This is a genomic window from Streptomyces sp. 3330 (assembly GCF_031456635.1).
In the GTDB taxonomy this organism is placed as follows: domain Bacteria; phylum Actinomycetota; class Actinomycetes; order Streptomycetales; family Streptomycetaceae; genus Streptomyces.
The window spans coordinates 263,637-281,896 of sequence record NZ_JAVDVA010000008.1 but is presented as its reverse complement, the minus strand read 5'-3'; the positions used below and the strand labels follow the sequence as shown (position 1 = coordinate 281,896).

Sequence of the window (18,260 nt, the reverse complement as noted above, 5' to 3'; positions counted from 1 at the left end):
CTCCCAATGGGCGAGGCACAGCTCAAAACAATAGTGGGAGATCTCGCCAATCGCGTGCCGGACGTGCGCTTTCATCGGCAAACGGGAACAAAAAGGGCGTGCGGCTCCGAAGAGAGCCGCACGCCCGGGGCGGTGCGGAAGCGTCGCGGGCCGGTCAGGCCTCGGGGTTCACGGAGGCCTGACGGGCGCCGTCCGCGCGCGCGAGGACGGCGTCGACGGCCGCGTCCTCCTTGGCCTTGTTGGCACCGCCCTGGGTCTTCACGATCACCCTGATCACACCGATGAAGAACACGGCCATGACGACGGGGGGCACGAGCGCGGAGACGTAGTCCATGGATCCAGGGTAGCCAGAGCGGAACGCGACAGCGGTGCGGGGTCGCGCGTGTCAGCCGGCCGCCAGCCGCCGCTGCTCCGGATCCGCGGGCGGCGGGGTCGGTCTGCGGCGCGGGAAGACCTCGCCCGGCGTGGGAACGGGCCGCCGGGCGGGCTCGGGGGCGGGCTCGACCGGCACCGGGCCGGGAGCGGGCGTGGCGGGCTTCCCGGCGGGTTTCCTGCGCGGCTCCTCACCCGGACGCTCGCCGGGATCACCGGCGGCGAAGGACGGGCGGGCGCGGCCGGCCCCGGAGAGGCCCCCGGGAAGGGCCAGGAGCCGGGTACGGGACGCCGGGACGGTGGGGGTGGCATCCGGGGCCCTGCGGGCCGCCCGGCGGGCCAGACGGGCACGTACGTCCCGTTCGGCGAGCGTCTGGCAGCGCCCCAGGAGGGCGGCGGCCGCGGGGTTCCCGCGCAGGGCGCGCAGGGCGGCGAGGTCGTCGGGCTCGGGCCGGTAGCCGGTCGGCAGCACCTCCTCGAGGAGCGTGAGGTAGCCGGCGGCGGTGCCGGGGAGGGCGGCGCGGTACCGGGCGAGGTCGGCCACCAGGAAGGCCCGCAGTCGGGCGGCCTCGCGCATCGCCTCGTCGAGGGACTCGGCGAGGCGATGACAGTCCTGGATGTCCTCGGCGGAGACGGGGCCGGGGTGAAGGGCGAGGGCAAGGGCGCGGCGGAGCACACACAGCTCCTCCGCGCCGAACGCCATGCCGCCGCGAGATCCATAGGGCGTGGGCATGCCGCGACGATACGCGCTAATCAGACAAATTCGACATAGGGGACGGGTGTGGCGCGCCCGCGATCCGCCCTGGTGGCCCCGCCTCCCGGGTCATCCGCCCCCGCCCGCCCGCTCGCCGCCCGTCCGCTCGCCGAACGTCCGCCGGTGGCGGCCCGCCCCCGGCCCCGTGCGCCGCCGCCCGCCCCCGCTCGGCCGCGGGGGCGGTTCGGCTCACATGCGGGACACGTTGCGCTCGTACACCAGGCGCAGCCCGATCAGCGTCAGCCACGGCTCGTGCTCGTCGATCACGGAGGACTCGCCGAGCACCGTCGGCGCCAGGCCGCCCGTCGCGATCACGGTGACCTCGTCCGGATCGTCCGCCAGCTCGCGGGCCATCCGGGTCACCACGCCGTCGACCTGGCCGGCGAACCCGTAGACGATCCCGGACTGCATCGCCTCGACCGTGTTCTTGCCGATCACGCTCCGGGGCCGGGCCAGCTCGATCTTGCGCAGCTGCGCGGCCTTGACGCCCAGCGCCTCGACGGAGATCTCGATGCCGGGGGCGATCACGCCGCCGACGTACTCCCCGCGCGCGCTGACGGCGTCGAAGGTCGTCGCCGTGCCGAAGTCGACGACGATCGCCGGGCCGCCGTAGAGCTCGTTCGCGGCGACCGCGTTGATGATGCGGTCGGCGCCGACCTCCTTGGGGTTGTCGAAGAGGATCGGCACCCCCGTCTTCACGCCGGGCTCGACCAGCACGGCGGGCACGTCGCCGTAGTAGCGCCGGGTCACCTCACGCAGTTCGTGCAGCACGGAGGGCACGGTCGCGCAGATCGCGATCCCGTCGATGCCGTCGCCCAGTTCCTCGCCGAGCAGCGGGTGCGTTCCCATCAGGCCCTGCAGGAGCACGGCCAGTTCGTCCGCGGTCCGGCGGGCGTCGGTGGAGATCCGCCAGTGCTCGACGATGTCCTCACCGTCGAACAGGCCGAGCACGGTGTGCGTGTTGCCCACGTCGATCGTCAGCAGCATGGCCGGTCCCCGTTCCCTACTCCGCCGCCCGCAGATCCAGACCGATGTCCAGGATCGGCGAGGAGTGCGTCAGGGCGCCGACGGCGAGGAAGTCGACGCCGGTGTCGGCGTACGCCTTGGCGTTGACCAGGGTCAGCCGGCCCGACGCCTCCAGCAGGGCGCGTCCGCCGACGACGCCGACGGCCTCCGCGCACTCCCCGGGCGTGAAGTTGTCCAGCAGGATCAGGTCGGCGCCGGCGTCGACCACCTCCCGGAGCTGGTGCAGGGTGTCGACCTCGACCTCGATCGGGACGTCCGGGAACGTCTCGCGCACGGCCTCGAAGGCCTGGGCGACGCCGCCCGCGGCGACCACGTGGTTGTCCTTGACCAGCGCCGCGTCGGACAGCGACATGCGGTGGTTGACGCCGCCGCCGCAGCGGACGGCGAACTTCTCGAGGGAACGCAGGCCCGGCGTCGTCTTGCGGGTGTCCCGCACGCGCGCCTTGGTGCCCTCCAGCACGTCCGCCCACGCGCGCGTGGCGGTGGCGATGCCGGACAGCCGGCACAGCAGGTTGAGCGCGCTGCGCTCGGCGGTGAGCAGGTCACGCGTGCGCGTGGTGACGGACAGCAGCTTCTGACCGGCCTCCACCCGGTCGCCGTCCTCCACATGCCGCTCGACCTCGAACTCGTCCGTGCAGACGACGGAGACGACCGCCTCGGCGATCCTGAGGCCCGCCACCACGCCCGCCTCGCGCGCGGTGAAGTCGGCGGTGGCGACCGCCTCCTCGGGGATGGTCGCCACGGTGGTGACGTCGACGCCGTGGGCCAGGTCCTCCTGGATCGCGACGTTGGCGATGTCCTCGACCTCGACGGGGTCGAGTCCGGCCTCGGACAGCAACTGGGCGAGCGCGGGGTCGAGCCCGCACTCCGCGTATTCGGCGTATCCCTCGCCGGCGAAGTCGGTGTCTGCGTCGGCGCCACAGGCACAGCCGTCGCCGCAGCCGCCGCTCTGGGCGAGGGGAAGGTCGGGGGTGCTCACGTCTGTCACTGCTCCTGGAGGTGCTGCCGGGTCGGGGGGAAGTCTGCGGTATCGGTGGTGTGTACGGCGAGCGTGCGGTCCGGATTCAGCCGTACGACGATGTGACGGCGCCAGTTCGCGTCGTCGCGGTCGGCGTGGTCCTCGCGCCAGTGGCAGCCGCGGGTCTCCTCGCGCTGCCGGGCGGCGGCGACCAGGACCCGCGCCACGCACAGGAGGTTGGTGGCCTCCCAGGTGTCGACGCCGGGCTCGGCCGTCTTGCCGTTCTCGTCGAGGGCGTCGCGGGCCTCGGCGTGCAGCCGGACCAGCTGGTCGGCCGCCCTCTCCAGGGACTCGGCGGAGCGCAGGACGCCCGCGCCGTCCGTCATGATCCGCTGGATGGCGAACCGGGCCTCCGGTGCGAGCAGCGGGTGCGCCGGCTTCTCCGGGCGCTCGACCGGGGCGGGCACACGCGTGTGCGGGTCGTCGCCCGTCCGGCTCCCGACGATGTCGGTGACGATGCGCTCGGCGTAGACGAGGCCTTCCAGGAGCGAGTTCGACGCGAGGCGGTTCGCGCCGTGCACACCGGTGCAGGCGACCTCGCCGCACGCGTACAGGCCCGGCACGGTCGTCCGGCCGTGGGAGTCGGTGCGCACGCCCCCGGAGGCGTAGTGGGCCGCCGGGGCGACCGGGACGGGCTCGGTGACCGGGTCGATGCCGTGGACGCGGCAGGCGGCCAGGATCGTCGGGAAGCGGTGCTCCCACATGTCGGCGCCGAAGTGGCGGGCGTCGAGGAACATGTGCTCGGCGTCCTGCTCCTGCATGCGGCGCATGATGCCCTTGGCGACGATGTCGCGGGGCGCCAGCTCGGCCAGCTCGTGCTGCCCGACCATGAAGCGCACGCCGTCGGCGTCGACCAGGTGGGCTCCCTCGCCGCGGACGGCCTCGGAGACCAGGGGCTGCTGGCCCTCGGCGTCCGCGCCGAGGAACAGCACCGTCGGGTGGAACTGGACGAATTCCAGGTCGGAGACCTCGGCGCCCGCGCGCAGGGCGAGCGCCACGCCGTCGCCGGTGGAGACCGACGGGTTGGTGGTGGCGGAGAACACCTGGCCCATGCCCCCGGTCGCGAGGACGACCGCGGGGGCGTGCACCGCGCCCACGCCGTCGTGCTGGCCCTCGCCCATGACGTGCAGGGTGACGCCGGCGGTACGGCCGTCGGCGTCCGTCAGCAGGTCCAGCACGAGCGCGTTCTCGATCGTGCGCAGACCACGCGCGCGTACCGCCTCGACGAGCGCCCGGGAGATCTCCGCGCCGGTCGCGTCGCCGCCCGCGTGCGCGATGCGGCGTCGGTGGTGGCCGCCCTCGCGCGTGAGCTCCAGACCGCCCCCCTCCGACTCGTCGAAGTGGGCGCCGGTCTCGATCAGCCGGCGTACGGCGTCGGGGCCCTCGGTGACGAGGATCCGTACGGCGCCCTCGTCGCACAGGCCCGCGCCCGCCACCAGCGTGTCGTCCAGGTGCTGCTCGGGGGTGTCCCCCTCGCCCAGGGCCGCGGCTATGCCGCCCTGCGCCCAGCGGGTGGAGCCGTCGTCGAGCCGGGCCTTGGTGACGACGACCGTCGTCAGGCCGGCGGCCTCGCAGCGCAGGGCCGCTGTCAGGCCGGCGACGCCGGAGCCCACGACCACCACGTCCGCGGCGATGTTCCACCCGGGCGCGGGCGCGTGCAGTCGTATGCCTGTGCTGGTCACGAGGCGGCTCCGAAGGTGAGGGGGAGGTTGTCGATCAGCCGGGTCGTCCCGACCCTGGCGGCGACGGCGAGGACGGCCTCGCCGGTGAAGTCGTCCTCGAGCTCGGTGATCTCCGTGAAGTCCGAGGGGTCGACCAGCGCGAGGTAGTCCAGTTCCAGCGGTGGGTCCAGCCGGGCGGCCTCGTCGAGGACCAGGAGGGCCGCCGCGCGGATGGCGGCCGGGTCGCCGGGGGCGGCCTTGGCGACGGCGTGCGCGTCGGCCGCCGCGCGGGACTCCCCTATGGCGCTGAGCGCCTCGGCACGCGCACGCGTGGCCGGCACCTGACGCGCGCGTGCCCGCAGCGCCTCCTGCGCGGCGTGCCGGTCGCGGCCCGCGAACAGGGCCTGGGAGAGCGCCAGCGCGGTGCGCCGGCCCGCGGCGGACAGATAGCGGTTGCGGCTGGACAGGGCCAGCCCGTCCTCCTCGCGCACGGTGGGCACGGCGACGATCTCCACGCCGAAGTTCAGGTCCCGGGTCATGCGGCGGATGAGGGCGAGCTGCTGGGCGTCCTTCTGCCCGAACAGCGCGAGGTCGGGCCGGGTGAGGTGCAGCAGCTTGGCGACGACGGTGAGCATGCCGTCGAAGTGTCCGGGGCGGGAGCTGCCCTCCAGCCGCTCCCCCATGGGTCCCGCGGTGATGCGGACCTGGGGCTCGCCGCCCGGGTAGACCTCGTCCACGGACGGGGCGAACACGACGTCCGCGCCGGCCTGCTCGGCGAGCTTGAGATCGGCGTCCAGGGTGCGCGGGTAGCGGTCGAGGTCCTCGCCCGCGCCGAACTGGAGCGGGTTGACGAAGACCGTGACGACGACCTCGCCGTCCGGGCCGGCCAGTTCCCGGGCGGTGCGGACCAGGGTGGCGTGGCCCTCGTGCAGGGCGCCCATGGTCATCACGACGGCCCGGCGGCCGTCACGCGTGCGTGCGTGCAGTTCGGCCGCGGTGCGCAGCAGGGTGGTGGTCATCCGGCATCTCCTTCGGTGCCGTGGGTGCCCGGCGCGCCGGGGTTGCCGTGGGCCCCGTCGGCGAGTACCCCGAGGAGGTCCTCGGCGAGCTCGGGCTTGAGGAGCCCGTGGGCGAGCGCGCGGTCGGCGGTCGCGCGGGCCATCGCCAGATAGCCGGCCACGGTCTGCGGGGCGTGCTCGCGCAACTCCGCGACGTGCGCGGCGACCGTGCCCGCGTCCCCGCGCGCGACGGGGCCGGTGAGCGCGCCGTCGCCGGAGCGCAGGGCGTTGTCGAGGGCCGCGCCGAGCAGCGGGCCGAGCATCCGGTCGGGGGCCTCGACGCCCGCCGTCCGCAGCAGCTCCATGGACTGGGCGACCAGTGTGACCAGGTGGTTCGCGCCCAGGGCGAGGGCCGCGTGGTACAGCGGCCGGCTCTCCTCGGCGATCCACTCCGGCTCGCCCCCCATCTCGATCACCAGGGCCTCGGCGGCCAGTCGCAGCTCGTCGGGCGCGGTGACGCCGAAGGAGCAGCCCGCCAGGCGCTGGACGTCGACGGGGCTGCCCGTGAACGTCATCGCCGGGTGGAGGGCCAGCGGCAGCCCGCCCGCGCGCAGGGCCGGGTCGAGGACCTTCGCTCCGTAGCGCCCCGAGGTGTGCACGATCAGCTGGCCGGGCCGTACGGCGCCGGTCTCGGCGAGGCCTTCGACGAGACCGGGCAGGGCGTCGTCGGGGACGGTCAGCAGCACCAGGTCGGAGCGCTGGAGGACCTCGGCGGGCGGGAGGACGGGCACGTCGGGCAGCAGCAGCGCGGCCCGCCGCCTGGAGGCGTCGGAGACGCCGGAGACGGCGACCGGGCGGTGCCCGGCGAGCTGGAGGGACGCGGCCAGGGCGGGGCCCACCCGGCCGGCGCCGACGACGCCGACGGCGAGCCGCGCGGGGCGGTCCCTGGGGTCTGGCTGTTGGGCTGTACTCACGCGACGGAGGCCTTCCGTTCCAGTCCGCTCCGGGTACCGGACGATTTCTCGTCATGTTAACGCTATCGGTCCGAAGAGCGTCCGGTCGTCCACAGGCTGTGGGTTATCCCACGCGTTCCCGACCCGCGCTCCGCGGGACGGGCGGGGGCCGGAAAACGCCCGTGACCCCGCGGGCCGTCGCACGGCATCATCCGGGGCATGACGTACACGGCGGAACACGGCGAGGAGAAGTCGGCGCGGCAGCTCATGCGGGAGCGGCGGGCGGCCGCCTACCGGAACGCGGAACGCGTCCTGTCGCGCGACGGCGCCCTGGGCACCCTGCGGGACCGGCTCGCGCTGCTGCACGAGGCCGCGCCGCAGGTCCACGACCTGGACGAGCCCGCGGACCTCTACGGCGACGGGGTCGTGGCGGCGCTGGAGGAGCGGGTCGCCGGGCTGCTGGGCACGGAGGCCGCGGCGTTCTTCCCGACCGGCACGATGGCCCAGCAGGTCGCCCTGCGCTGCTGGGCGGGACGCACCGGCAACCCCACGGTCGCGCTGCACGCGCTGAGCCATCCCGAGGTGTGGGAGCGGGGCGCGTTCGGGGCCGTCAGCGACCTGCGCACGGTCCGGCTGACGCGCGAGCCCCGGCAGCCCACGGCCGAGGAGGTGCGCGCCTTCGAGGAGCCCTTCGGGGCGCTGATGCTGGAGTTGCCCCTCAGGGACGCCGGTTATGTGCTGCCCTCCTGGGGGGAGCTGACCGAGGTCGTGGAGGCGGCACGCGAGCGGGACGCGGTGGTGCACTTCGACGGCGCGCGCCTGTGGGAGACGACCCATCACTTCGGCCGCCCCCTGCGCGAGATAGCGGACCTGGCCGACAGCGTCTACGTGTCGTTCTACAAGTCCCTCGGCGGCTTCGGCGGCGCCGCGCTGGCCGGCCCGAAGACGCTGGTGGAGGAGGCGAAGGCCTGGCGGCACCGCTACGGCGGGATGGTGTTCCAGCAGTTCCCCACCGCGCTGGCGGCGCTCGTCGGCCTGGAGCGGGAACTGCCCCGGCTGCCGGAGTACGTGACCCACGCGCGCGTGGTGGCCGCCGCGCTGCGCGAGGGGTTCGCCGAAACGGGCGTGCCGTGGGCCCGCGTGCACCCCGAGGCGCCGCACACGCACGAGTTCCAGGTCTGGCTGCCCTACGAGGCCGACGCGCTCGCCGAAGCGGCCGCGCTCCAGGCCGAGGAGACGAAGTCGATGCTCTTCGCCGGCTCCTGGAGTCGCGGCGGTCCGGGGCTGTCGTACACCGAGGTCTCCGTCAGCGCCGCCGGGCTGACGTGGACGGCGGACGACGTGAGGGCGGCGGTCGTGGACTTCGTGGGCCGGGTGGCCGGAGTGGTCAGCGGGTAGGACGCCGGCGCAGGCGGCGGGCCAGGGCCCGCCGCAGCCGCCCGCGGGCGGGACGGCCCGCGAGGACCGCGCGGAACTGCCGTTGGTCGCGCAGTTCGCGCACGACCTGCCAGTCGTGGGCGCCGGGCGCGGGCACGGCGGGCTCGCCGTGCTGCCGGGCCCGGTAGGCGTCGAGGACGTACTGCTGGGTGATGCTCATGACCGATCCCTCTCGGAAACGAATGCGGTCCGGACGTGGCGCGAAGGACGGTCCGGACGGTGATGCGGAAGCGGTGGGGCCATGTCCCGCGACGCCGTCCGGACGTGATCCGGGCGGCGGAGGAGGTGCGGAAGGGCGGCCGGGGGACGGCACCGCGACCGCCCCGGCCCTCTCAGGCTGCGCCCGGCCGGGGCCCCGCGTCGCGTGGATTGACGGCGGCCGTCAATCGAGGACCGCGTTGTCGGTGGCGGGGTGCACCATGAGGTCATGAGCCTGAGCATCGACATCGCGGGGCTGCGGCCGGAGAGGGTCGCGGTCGTGCCCTCACCGCTGGCCGAGCTCGGCATGGCGCTGCACGCCCTGTCCGAGCCGGGGCACCATCCCGGCCTCCAGGGCTGGGTCACCGGCGTGACCGCCGGGCTCGACTCGCACCTCGCGGACCGGATGTGCGAGGCCGACTTCCTGTGGCGGACGACGTTCTCGGACCTCTTCCTGCCGTACGCGGGCATTCCGGGCAGAAGCACGCTCCCCGGGGCCACGCTCGCCGAGGAGCTCGACCTCCTGGACAAGCTGACGGACGAGCAGTTCGTCGACTCCGCGCTGGAGTTCACCTGCGCGCCCGGGTACGACGTGCCGAGCCCCAGCGTCCTCGCCGACCCGGAGCTGCGCCGGCGCGCCTTCGAACTGGCCGCCACGCGCGGGCCGCGGCAGGTGCGGTTCACCCAGCGGCTGCTCGACGACCCGCCCCGCGTGCGTGCCTGGCTGAGGCAGTTCCTGGAGGACTGCGACGAGGCGTTCTTCGCCGATGTCTGGGCCCGGGTGCGGCTCCCGCTCGCCACGGACGCCCGCTACAAGACGGATCTCCTGCGCCGCAAGGGCCTCGCGGAGGCCCTCGCGGCGGTGTCCTCGGCGGTGACGCTCGACGTGGACGCCGCGCGGATCACCGTGGACAAGCTGGTCCAGGGCCGCAGCAGCACCGGCGACGGCGGCCTGCTGCTGGTGCCGACGAGTCTCGGCTGGCCGCACCTGATGGTGCTGCACCGGTACGGCTGGCAGCCGGTGCTGCACTACCCGGTCGGCTCGCCGGAGCTGGCCTCGCCGCCCTCGGTGGAGCAGCTGACCCTGCGGATGAAGGCGCTGTCCCATCCCGTGCGGATGCGGATCTGCCGCCTGCTGGCCCGCAGCGCGTACACCACGACCGAGCTGGCCCAGGTGCACGGCATGACGGCCCCCGAGATATCCCGGCACCTCGCGGTCCTGAAGAAGGCGGGACTGCTCACCACCCGCCGGCGCGGCCGCTACGTCCTGCACCAGCTCGACGTGACGGTGGTGGCCCGGCTGGGCAGCGACTTCCTGGAAGGGATGCTCCGCTAGCGTCGGCACCGCCCCGCCGGGGCCCGCGTGGCTCCGCGCGGGTCAGCCGTGACCGCCGGCCCGGACGATCCCCGTCTCGTACGCGAGGACCACGACCTGGACCCGGTCGCGCAGCCCCAGCTTGGTCAGGATGCGGCCCACATGGGTCTTCACGGTCGCCTCGGACAGCACGAGCCGGGCCGCGATCTCGCCGTTGGACAGCCCCTGGGCGACGAGCACCATGACCTCGCGCTCCCGCTCGGTGAGCCGCTCCAGCTCCTTGTGGCGGGGCTCCTTGCCGGTGGTGGGCAGCATCGGCGCGAACCGGTCGAGCAGGCGCCGGGTGGTGGAGGGGGCGACCACCGCGTCACCGCTGTGCACGGAGCGGATGGCGGCGAGGAGCTCGCCCGGCGGCACGTCCTTGAGCATGAACCCGGAGGCGCCCGCCTTCAGCCCGGAGAACGCGTACTCGTCCAGGTCGAAGGTGGTCAGGATCAGCACCTTCGGCGGTTCGGGCTCGGCGCAGATGCGCCGGGTCGCCTCCACACCGTCCAGCTTCGGCATGCGCACGTCCATGAGCACGACGTCGACCGCCGTGGAGCGCACCACCTGGAGGGCCTCGACGCCGTCGCCCGCCTCGGCCACGACCTCCATGTCCGGCTGGGCGGCGAGCACCATCCGGAACCCGGTGCGCAGCAGCACCTGGTCGTCGACGAGCATCACGCGGATCGTCATCGAGTCCTCTTCCGTTTCTTCTTTTTCTTCTGTTTCTTCTGTATCTGCCGGCGGCCGGTGCGGACGTCACCCGGGGGCGTGACAGGTGTCACCAGGGGCGTGCGTCGGCGTCAATGCGCCGGTTTGAGCGGGAGCAGCGCGCTGATGCGGAATCCTCCGCCGGGCCGCGGGCCGGCGTCCAGCGTTCCGCCCACCATGCCGACCCGCTCGCGCATGCCGATCAGACCGTGCCCCGCGCCGTCGGCGCCGCCCTCCTCGTACAGCTCGTGCGGAGCGCCCTTGCCGTCGTCCTCGACGAGCAGGCCGAGGCCGTCGTCGAAGTAGACCAGGCGCACGCTCGCGCCCGTGTTGGGCCCCCCGTGCTTGCGCGTGTTGGTCAGCGCCTCCTGCACGATCCGGTACGCCGTCAGCTCGACGCCGCTGGGCAGCGGCCGCGGCGTGCCCTCGACCTTGAAGTCCACGGGCAGGCCCGAGCCGCGGCACTGCTCGACGAGGTCCTCGATCTGTTCGACGTCCGGCTGCGGCACGTACTCGCCGCCCTCCTGATGCTCCCCGGTGCGCAGCACGCCCAGCAGGCGGCGCATCTCGGCGAGGGCCTGGCGGCCCGTGGAGGAGATCGTCTCCAGGGCCTTCTTCGCCTGATCGGGCGCGGCGTCCAGGACATAGGCCGCCCCGTCGGCCTGCACCACCATCACGGACACGTTGTGCGCGACGACGTCGTGCAGCTCCCGCGCGATGCGGGCGCGCTCGGCGGCGACCGCGACCTTCGCCTGCGCCTCGCGCTCCTTCTCCAGGCGCGCCGCGCGCTCCTCCAGCTGCGCGAAGTACGCGCGACGGGTGCGAATGGAGTCGCCCAGCACCCAGGCGAGGGCGAACGGCACCGTCTGGAAGACGATGACCGCGACCTGGCCCGGCACGCTCGCGTTCTCGTGCGGCCAGCGCAACTGCGCCAGCGTGGCCGCGCTCAGCGCCATGACCAGGGCGAGCCGGGAAGCCCAGCGGGCGCCCGTCGCGGCGACCGTGTAGACGATCACCAGCAGGGCGAAGTCGGCCGCCGTGACCCCGACGTTCAGCACCAGCTGAGCCAGTCCGAGCGCGGAGGCGAGCACGAGCATCTGCTCGGGCAGGCGCCGTCGCAACGCGATGACCAGGCACAACAGGAACACGACCGGCACCAGCAGCGCCATGGAGTCGGTGCCGCCGCGGTCTTGACCCGCGGTACCGGCAGCCGCGGAGATCCCGAACAGGACGAGGGCCCAGAAGCCGTCCACCCCTGTCGGGTGTCTGCGGAGGAAGTCATAGAGGCGCTGCACGTAACCCAGCGTAGGGAAGCCGGATGCGTGCAGGGGTCAACCGGAGGGCCGATCCGGCCCGGGCGCGCGTACTCCGCAAGGTGGATGCCGTGATCACCTGTACGCCTAGTCTGACCGGATGGTGGTCAAGGCGACGGGCTCGGGCGAGTGGCGCGGCTGGCGGGCGGCGACCCGGGAGGCGCTGTACGGCGAGGACGGGACGGGCGGCTTCTACCGGCGCTCCGAAGGCCCCGCCGGGCACTTCCGCACGTCCGTGCACGCGTCGCCGCTGTTCGCCGGGGCCGTGGCACGGCTGCTGTGCCGGGTCGACGAGGCGCTCGGCCGGCCCTCGTCGCTCGACTTCGTCGACATGGCCGCCGGACGGGGTGAGCTGGTCACCGGGGTGCTGGCCGCCCTCCCCGCCGAGGTGGCGGCACGCACACGCGCGTACGCCGTCGAGATCGCCGACCGCCCCGCGGACCTGCCCCACCGGATCGCATGGCTGCCCGCGCCGCCCCGGCAGCTCACGGGGCTGCTGTTCGCCAACGAGTGGCTGGACAACGTGCCCGTCGAGGTCGTGGAGGTCGACCCCGCGGGCGCGGCCCGGCTGGTGCTCGTCCAGGACACCGGGGCCGAGCGGCTCGGGGAGCGGGTGTCGGGCGCGGAGGCGGAGTGGCTCGCGCGGTGGTGGCCGACGGCGGGCGAGGAGGGGCTGCGGGCGGAGGTCGGGCTGCCCCGCGACACGGCGTGGGCGTCCGCCGTCTCCTGCCTCGAGGACGGACTCGCGGTGGCGGTGGACTACGGGCACAGGGCGGACGCGCGTCCCCCGTTCGGGACGCTCACCGGCTTCCGGGAGGGGCGCGAGACGGCACCCGTACCGGACGGCTCCTGCGACATCACGGCCCATGTCGCGCTCGACGCGTGCGCGGCGGCGGGTGCGACGGCGGCGAAGGCCACGGCGCCGGAGTCCGACGGCCCGCGCCTGCTCACACAACGCGCGGCGCTGCGCGCTCTGGGCGTCACCGGAGCACGCCCTCCGCTGGCGCTGGCGTCCACGGACCCCGCCGCGTACGTGCGCGCCCTCGCGGGCGCCGGGGAGGCCGCCGAGCTCATCGCGCCGGGCGGCCTGGGCGACTTCGGATGGCTGCTGCAGCCGGTCGGGATCCCCCACCCGCTCGCCCCGGAACCCACGACCGACTGACCCGCGGCCGGTCCTCCGTCCCGTCCGCCGCCGGTCTTCCCGGCCGGACCGGCCTACTTGTCGATGTCGCCCACCACGAAGAACATCGACCCGAGGATCGCCACCATGTCCGAGACCAGCGTGCCCGGCAGCAACTCGGTGAGCGCCTGGATGTTGTTGTACGACGCCGAGCGCAGCTTCAGCCGGTACGGGGTCTTCTCGCCCTTGCTGACGAGGTAGTAGCCGTTGATGCCCAGGGGGTTCTCGGTCCACGCGTAGGTGTGCCCCTCGGGCGCCTTGAGGACCTTCGGGAGCCGCTGGTTGATCGGACCGGGCGGCAGCTCCGCGAGACGGTCCAGACAGGCGTCCGCGAGGTCGAGCGCGTTGTGCGTCTGCTCCAGGAGGCACTCGAAGCGCGCGAGGCAGTCGCCCTCGGTCCGGGTCACGACCTTGAGGGTGTCCCTCAGTTCCCCGTACGCGAGATAGGGCTCGTCCCGGCGCAGGTCGAAGTCGACGCCGGAGGCGCGCGCGATCGGCCCGCTCACGCCGTACGCGTGCACGTGCTCCGGCGAAAGCGTGCCCACGTCGCGCGTGCGTCCCCGGAAGATCTCGTTGCCGAGGACCAGGTCGTCGAAGACGTCCATGCGCGAGCGCACGGCGGCGACGGCGGCACGCGCGCGCGTGGCCCATCCGGCCGGCAGGTCCTCCTTGAGGCCGCCGACGCGGTTGAACATGTAGTGCATGCGCCCGCCGGAGACCTCCTCCATCACGTTCTGGAGCACCTCGCGCTCACGGAAGGCGTAGAAGACCGGGGTGATGCCGCCCAGCTCCAGGGGGTAGGACCCCAGGAACATCAGGTGGTTCAGCACCCGGTTCAGCTCGGCGAGCAAGGTGCGGGTCCACACCGCGCGCGGAGGGACCTCCATGCCGAGCATCCGCTCCACCCCGAGGACCACGCCCAGCTCGTTCGAGAACGCCGACAGCCAGTCGTGGCGGTTGGCCAGCATGACGATCTGGCGGTAGTCGCGTGCCTCGAACAGTTTCTCCGCGCCGCGGTGCATATAGCCGATCACCGGCTCCGCCTGCCGGATGCACTCACCGTCCAGGACGAGGCGCAGCCGCAGCACACCGTGCGTGGAGGGATGCTGGGGACCGATGTTGAGCACCATGTCGGTGCTCTCCGCGGCACCGCCGATCCCGACCGTGGTCTCCGTCGTAGGAGTCATGGGCACAGTCTCCCTCACGCGCTCCCCTCCGTACGCTGGCGGTATGGAAACGGGGAGCCCGGGTGGGGTGGGGACGACGGCGGCCGGACCGGAGTGGATCGGACTGCCGTCGGGACTGCTGCGGATGCGGCGACTTCTGCTTGTGGTGTGGCTGGGGCTGACGGCCGTCGGCGTGGGGCTCCTGCTCGGGCTGCTCGTCGGCCCCGCGTGGGCCGCGTTCGCGCTGCTGCCCCTGGCCGGCATCGGTTGGGGCTGGGTGCTGCTCGGCCGCAACTGGCACTCCTGGCGGTACGCCGAGCGGGCCGACGACCTGCTGATCAGCCGGGGCGTGCTGTGGCGCGAGGAGACCGTCGTGCCGTACGGGCGCATGCAGCTCGTCGAGGTGACCTCGGGACCCGTCGAACGGCACTTCGGGCTGGCCAGCGTCCAGCTGCACACCGCGGCCGCCGCGACCGACGCGACCATCCCCGGCCTGGAGCCGGCCGAGGCGGAACGGCTGCGCGACCGGCTCACCCGGCTCGGCGAGGCCCGATCGGCGGGGCTGTGACGGCCCCGGGCGTCGAGGACGACGTACCCGACCTGCCCGGGACGACCACCCCAGCAGACACCACGGCCAACGCTGCCACCACTCCCACGGACGCCACGGACGCCACTGTCACGGACGCCACTGTCACGGACGCCACGGAGACACCTGACCCGCCCGGGAACCGCCCCGAACGGCCCGTCACCGAGCGCCGACTGCACCCCGTCACCCCGTTCCGGCGGGCGTGGGCGCCGATCGCGGTGCTCGCCGGATGGGCCGTGCACGACCCCGACCAGGCGCAGGAGCAGCTGACCCGGCTGACCACCACGACCCTCTTGATCGCGCTCGCCGTCATCGTGCCCGCGGCCTCCCTCTACGGCTTTCTGACCTGGTGGTTCACCCATTTCTCGGTGACCGACAGCGAACTGCGCATCCGGACGGGGCTCCTGTTCCGGCGCGCCGCGCACATCCGGCTGGAACGCATCCAGGCGATCGACGTCAGCCGGCCGCTGCTCGCGCGGATCGCGGGCGTGGCGAAGCTCCGGCTCGACGTGGTCGGCGCCGAGAAGAAGGACGAACTGGCCTTCCTGGGCGAGGAGGAGGCCCGGGTGCTGCGCGCGGAACTGCTCGCGCGAGCGGCGGGATTCGCGCCGGAGACGGCGCACGAGGTGGGCGAGGCGCCCGCGCGCCGGCTGCTGCGCGTACCCGCGCGCGAGCTCGCCGTCGCGCTGGTCCTGACCGGCGCGACCTGGGGCGCGCTGGTCGCCGCGCTCGTCGTGCCGCCGGTGCTGTGGCTGGCCACCCACAGCGTGTGGACGGTCCTCGCGACCGGTGTGCCGCTGCTCGGCGCCGCGGGCGCGACCAGCGTGGGACGGTTCGTCGCCGAGTACGACTGGACGGTCGGCGAGTCGCCGGACGGGCTGCGGATCGACCACGGGCTGCTGGACCGTACGCACGAGACGGTGCCGCCCGGGCGGGTGCAGACCGTACGGATCGTGCAGCCGCTGCTGTGGCGGCGGCGCGGGTGGGTCCGGGTCGAGCTCGACGTGGCCGGCTCGGCCAACTCCGTACTCGTGCCGGTCGCCCCGCGCGAGGCCGCGGAGGCCGTCGTCGCGCGCGTGCTGCCCGGGGTGGGCGTGCCGGCCGGGGACTCGCTGTCGCGTCCGCCGCGGCGGGCCGGACGGTGTGTGCCGCTGTGGTGGCGGGGCCACGGCATCGCCGTCACGGACGCGGTGTTCGCCGCCCGGCACGGACTGCTGCGGCGCACCCTGGCCCTCGTCCCGCACGCCAAGGTGCAGAGCGTGCGGCTGACGCAAGGGCCCTGGCAGCGTCTCTGGCGGCTCGCGGACGTCCATGTGGACACGGGGGCCGACAAGACCGTCACAGCCCGGCTGCGGGACGCACAGGAGGCCGCGGAGCTGCTCGGGAGCCAGGCCGAACGGTCACGGACCGGGCGCCTGGACGCCCGGCCCGACCGGTGGATGGCCTGAGACGCCTCGGCAGTCGCCGCCCGGGACGGATACCCGAGGCGGCGACCGGACACGGCGTCAGGAGACGGCGCTGCGCAGTCCCTGGAGGTCGATCTGCTCCGTCTCGTCGTGGGCGGTCAGGTCGATCACCTGACCCACACCGCGCGCCGCCTCGTCCAGCGGCTTGAACTCCGCCTCGGACTCGGCCTTGTGCAGGGCGAGCGCCTCCTGGCCGACGACGTCGGCCAGGTCCTCGTTCTGCACCGCCTCCAAGGCGTAGGGCTCGGACGCGCCCTTCGTGCCGAAGAAGTCGAAGCCGCCCTCGGCCGCGGGACGCCGCAGGGGCTGCGCGGCCGGTACGACGGCCACGGCGGTCGGCACGGCGAAGTGGCCGGAGGGGCGGCGCTGCACGGCGCCGGCGGGACGGGGGACGAGCGCACCGGACCCGGTGGCGGACGCGGCGGTCTCGCCGACGGGAGCGGAGTGCACGGGCGGCGCGGGCCGCACGGTCTCCGCGTGACCCAGGCGGGAGTCCGCGGGCGAGTCCGTGTGCGCGTCCGTGTGCGCGTCCCTGCGTCCGCCGATCACGGCCGTTGCCGAAGCCACCGGTTCCGGGGCGTTCTCCGCCGCGTCGTCCGCGTCCACGAGGGCGGGATCCCGGTCGTCGGGGTCACGGTCGTCCGGGGCCCGGTCCTTCGGGGCCTGGCTCTTCGGGGCGAGGTCGTCGTGGGCCTGGTCGTCGTGGGCCTGGTCGTCCGGGACCGCGTCGGCCTCGGCAGCCGTGGAGAGGGCGGTCGCGCGCGGGTGCTCGTCGACCGCCTCGGGCTTCCCCTGCGCCTCGTCCTCCTGCGCGGCCTCCGCGTCGCCGCCGGCGGCTGTGGCGCCGACGTCCGCGGAAGCCGCCCCGGCGGGCTCCTCCTCGGCGTGATCCTCGGTCTTCGCGGCCTCGACGCCGTCGGCGTCGAACCGGGACAGGGCGGCCTTGGCCCGCAGGAACAGCTTGGAGCCCTCGGGAGAGAAGACCGCCGAAGCCGTCGGCTTCCCCTCGGCCTCCTCACCCGCCTCCCCCTGCTCGTTCTCCGCGGCCGGCTCGGCGGCGTCGCCGACCTCCGCGGACCCGGCGGACTCGGTGGAGTCCTCGGCAGCGGCAGAGCCGTCGGGCGCGACGTCCTCCTCGGCGGCATCCCGGGCGCCCGCCGCCGTCCCGGCGGCATCCGTGCCGTCGACGTCCTCGGCGCGGTCGGCGTCGTCGGCGTCGCGCGCGACGACGGCAGCGGTCGGCTCGGCGTCCTGCGGCGTGCGCGCGGCGGGCAGTGCGGGTGTCGGAGCCGCCTCTATCTCGAGCAGCCGGCGGCCCTCCAGGGCGCTGGCCCGCTCGGTCTCGGCCGTGGCGTAGCGGCGCAGCAGCGCGGCGTGCTCGTTGCGCAGGCCCGCCAGTTCGGTGCGCTTGGACCGCAGGCGCTGCTCCAGCTTGACGCGCAGCTCACGTGATTCGTCGAGGTCGCTCTCCAGTTCGGCGACCCGTTCCTCGTAGCGCCACTCGTCACTGGCACGCGCGCGTGCCAGATCGGCGACCTGTTTGCCGGCCTGCATGTCCCAGCGGCGCATCACGTACGCGCCGAGGATCGCCGTCGCCGCGGCGGCGGCGGCCAGACCACGGAGCACCGTTGGCTCCGAGAACACCCAGGGACCGAGGGCGCAGACAAGGGAGACGCCCGCGATTGCCGACGGAGGCAGCAGCCTGTGCAAAGGCGGGGAATGGCGGTGACGTCCACGTGGCATGGCCAGAAACTTACCGCGCGTAGGCGAATGTTGGCGCCCCGCCCCGCAAAAACACGGCCATACCGAAGTCTTCACACGGCATCAGGAAACAACGCGGTCACGGAATTCGACGACAAGCAAGATCATTTCTCGTCGGGGCTCCCGGACCGGCTCTCACGAACCCCGTTTCGAACCGCCCGGCACCGCCGGTCCCCGCTCCCCGGAGCACCCTGCCCTCGACGCCCGAAGCCCCTGGCCCCCGACGCCCGTCGGCCCCCTCACGGGCGCCCGTCGACCCGCCCCGGACACCCGCCGACCTCCTCGTCCACGCCCGTCGCACCG

At 74.1% G+C, this 18,260-nt stretch carries 17 protein-coding genes; 5 read left to right on the top strand and 12 right to left on the bottom strand.

Features of this window, described 5'->3' with window-relative positions:
* Window positions 1-154: 154 nt before the first annotated feature.
* From J2X68_RS16625 to J2X68_RS16595, 7 genes are all read right to left on the bottom strand, one after another.
* Window positions 155-334 carry a hypothetical protein gene (locus J2X68_RS16625; protein ID WP_310433307.1) on the bottom strand — a complete coding sequence of 60 codons (180 nt, stop codon included), beginning with the start codon at window positions 332-334 and terminating at the stop codon, window positions 155-157.
* A 51-nt stretch (window positions 335-385) separates the two neighbouring features.
* Window positions 386-1,075 (bottom strand): hypothetical protein, encoded by a 690-nt coding sequence (locus tag J2X68_RS16620; RefSeq protein WP_310433348.1) that lies wholly within the window; start codon window positions 1,073-1,075, stop codon window positions 386-388.
* Between the two features lie 240 nt (window positions 1,076-1,315).
* The gene (locus tag J2X68_RS16615; protein ID WP_310433306.1) at window positions 1,316-2,113 is read right to left on the bottom strand and encodes a type III pantothenate kinase; all 798 of its coding nucleotides are present in this window, start codon (window positions 2,111-2,113) and stop codon (window positions 1,316-1,318) included.
* Window positions 2,114-2,129: 16 nt separating this feature from the next.
* Window positions 2,130-3,131, bottom strand: a complete 1,002-nt coding sequence (gene nadC / locus J2X68_RS16610; protein ID WP_310433305.1) for a carboxylating nicotinate-nucleotide diphosphorylase — start codon at window positions 3,129-3,131, stop codon at window positions 2,130-2,132.
* 5 nt (window positions 3,132-3,136) lie between these two features.
* Window positions 3,137-4,852, bottom strand: a complete 1,716-nt coding sequence (locus J2X68_RS16605; RefSeq protein ID WP_310433304.1) for an L-aspartate oxidase — start codon at window positions 4,850-4,852, stop codon at window positions 3,137-3,139.
* Window positions 4,849-5,850: a pantoate--beta-alanine ligase gene (gene panC, locus J2X68_RS16600; protein WP_310433303.1), complete on the bottom strand. Its 1,002-nt coding sequence runs from the start codon at window positions 5,848-5,850 to the stop codon at window positions 4,849-4,851. The genes J2X68_RS16605 and panC overlap by 4 nt, the downstream gene beginning before the upstream one ends.
* Window positions 5,847-6,803 (bottom strand): DUF2520 domain-containing protein, encoded by a 957-nt coding sequence (locus tag J2X68_RS16595; RefSeq protein ID WP_310433302.1) that lies wholly within the window; start codon window positions 6,801-6,803, stop codon window positions 5,847-5,849. Before J2X68_RS16595 ends, panC begins: the two co-directional genes overlap by 4 nt.
* A gap of 198 nt (window positions 6,804-7,001) precedes the next feature.
* Between J2X68_RS16595 and J2X68_RS16590 the strand changes: the two genes are divergently transcribed.
* Window positions 7,002-8,180, top strand: coding sequence for a beta-eliminating lyase-related protein (locus J2X68_RS16590; RefSeq protein WP_310433301.1), 1,179 nt, complete (start codon window positions 7,002-7,004; stop codon window positions 8,178-8,180).
* Here J2X68_RS16590 and J2X68_RS16585 read toward each other — a convergent pair.
* The gene (locus J2X68_RS16585) at window positions 8,170-8,379 is read right to left on the bottom strand and encodes a hypothetical protein (protein ID WP_310433300.1); all 210 of its coding nucleotides are present in this window, start codon (window positions 8,377-8,379) and stop codon (window positions 8,170-8,172) included. The two genes, J2X68_RS16590 and J2X68_RS16585, sit on opposite strands and share 11 nt — an antisense overlap.
* Window positions 8,380-8,646: 267 nt before the next feature.
* On the opposite strand from J2X68_RS16585, the gene J2X68_RS16580 reads away from it, so the two are divergent.
* Entirely contained in the window at window positions 8,647-9,753 is a 1,107-nt protein-coding gene (locus tag J2X68_RS16580) for a DUF5937 family protein (protein ID WP_310433299.1), read from the top strand.
* Between the two features lie 42 nt (window positions 9,754-9,795).
* Here the strand turns inward: J2X68_RS16580 and J2X68_RS16575 are convergent, their stop codons facing one another.
* Entirely contained in the window at window positions 9,796-10,467 is a 672-nt protein-coding gene (locus tag J2X68_RS16575) for a response regulator transcription factor (RefSeq protein WP_062651259.1), read from the bottom strand.
* Window positions 10,468-10,577: 110 nt separating this feature from the next.
* Window positions 10,578-11,780, bottom strand: coding sequence for a sensor histidine kinase (locus J2X68_RS16570; RefSeq protein WP_310433298.1), 1,203 nt, complete (start codon window positions 11,778-11,780; stop codon window positions 10,578-10,580).
* 118 nt (window positions 11,781-11,898) lie between these two features.
* Between J2X68_RS16570 and J2X68_RS16565 the strand changes: the two genes are divergently transcribed.
* A complete protein-coding gene (locus J2X68_RS16565) occupies window positions 11,899-12,960 on the top strand; it encodes an SAM-dependent methyltransferase (protein WP_310433297.1) in 1,062 nt (353 codons plus the stop codon).
* 53 nt (window positions 12,961-13,013) lie between these two features.
* Here the strand turns inward: J2X68_RS16565 and J2X68_RS16560 are convergent, their stop codons facing one another.
* The gene (locus J2X68_RS16560) at window positions 13,014-14,165 is read right to left on the bottom strand and encodes an NADH-quinone oxidoreductase subunit D (RefSeq protein ID WP_310433296.1); all 1,152 of its coding nucleotides are present in this window, start codon (window positions 14,163-14,165) and stop codon (window positions 13,014-13,016) included.
* Between the two features lie 43 nt (window positions 14,166-14,208).
* On the opposite strand from J2X68_RS16560, the gene J2X68_RS16555 reads away from it, so the two are divergent.
* Together J2X68_RS16555 and J2X68_RS16550 are read left to right on the top strand one after the other, a co-directional pair.
* Window positions 14,209-14,712: a PH domain-containing protein gene (locus J2X68_RS16555; protein ID WP_310433295.1), complete on the top strand. Its 504-nt coding sequence runs from the start codon at window positions 14,209-14,211 to the stop codon at window positions 14,710-14,712.
* Between the two features lie 191 nt (window positions 14,713-14,903).
* Entirely contained in the window at window positions 14,904-16,178 is a 1,275-nt protein-coding gene (locus J2X68_RS16550; RefSeq protein WP_310433347.1) for a PH domain-containing protein, read from the top strand.
* A 57-nt stretch (window positions 16,179-16,235) separates the two neighbouring features.
* On the opposite strand, the gene J2X68_RS16545 is transcribed toward J2X68_RS16550, so the two are convergent.
* Window positions 16,236-17,939, bottom strand: a complete 1,704-nt coding sequence (locus J2X68_RS16545; RefSeq protein ID WP_310433294.1) for a hypothetical protein — start codon at window positions 17,937-17,939, stop codon at window positions 16,236-16,238.
* Window positions 17,940-18,260 lie beyond the last annotated feature (321 nt).

What these genes read in the sequence shown, in the direction of transcription:
- J2X68_RS16555 (WP_310433295.1), top strand. Translation starts at nt 14,209, where the DNA reads ATGGAAACGGGGAGCCCGGGTGGGGTGGGGACGACGGCGGCCGGACCG.
- J2X68_RS16580 (WP_310433299.1), top strand. Translation starts at nt 8,647, where the DNA reads ATGAGCCTGAGCATCGACATCGCGGGGCTGCGGCCGGAGAGGGTCGCG.
- J2X68_RS16625 (WP_310433307.1), bottom strand. Translation starts at nt 334, where the DNA reads ATGGACTACGTCTCCGCGCTCGTGCCCCCCGTCGTCATGGCCGTGTTC.
- panC (WP_310433303.1), bottom strand. Translation starts at nt 5,850, where the DNA reads ATGACCACCACCCTGCTGCGCACCGCGGCCGAACTGCACGCACGCACG.
- J2X68_RS16575 (WP_062651259.1), bottom strand. Translation starts at nt 10,467, where the DNA reads ATGACGATCCGCGTGATGCTCGTCGACGACCAGGTGCTGCTGCGCACC.
- J2X68_RS16545 (WP_310433294.1), bottom strand. Translation starts at nt 17,939, where the DNA reads ATGCCACGTGGACGTCACCGCCATTCCCCGCCTTTGCACAGGCTGCTG.
- J2X68_RS16585 (WP_310433300.1), bottom strand. Translation starts at nt 8,379, where the DNA reads ATGAGCATCACCCAGCAGTACGTCCTCGACGCCTACCGGGCCCGGCAG.
- J2X68_RS16565 (WP_310433297.1), top strand. Translation starts at nt 11,899, where the DNA reads ATGGTGGTCAAGGCGACGGGCTCGGGCGAGTGGCGCGGCTGGCGGGCG.
- J2X68_RS16560 (WP_310433296.1), bottom strand. Translation starts at nt 14,165, where the DNA reads ATGACTCCTACGACGGAGACCACGGTCGGGATCGGCGGTGCCGCGGAG.
- J2X68_RS16615 (WP_310433306.1), bottom strand. Translation starts at nt 2,113, where the DNA reads ATGCTGCTGACGATCGACGTGGGCAACACGCACACCGTGCTCGGCCTG.
- J2X68_RS16590 (WP_310433301.1), top strand. Translation starts at nt 7,002, where the DNA reads ATGACGTACACGGCGGAACACGGCGAGGAGAAGTCGGCGCGGCAGCTC.
- J2X68_RS16620 (WP_310433348.1), bottom strand. Translation starts at nt 1,075, where the DNA reads ATGGCGTTCGGCGCGGAGGAGCTGTGTGTGCTCCGCCGCGCCCTTGCC.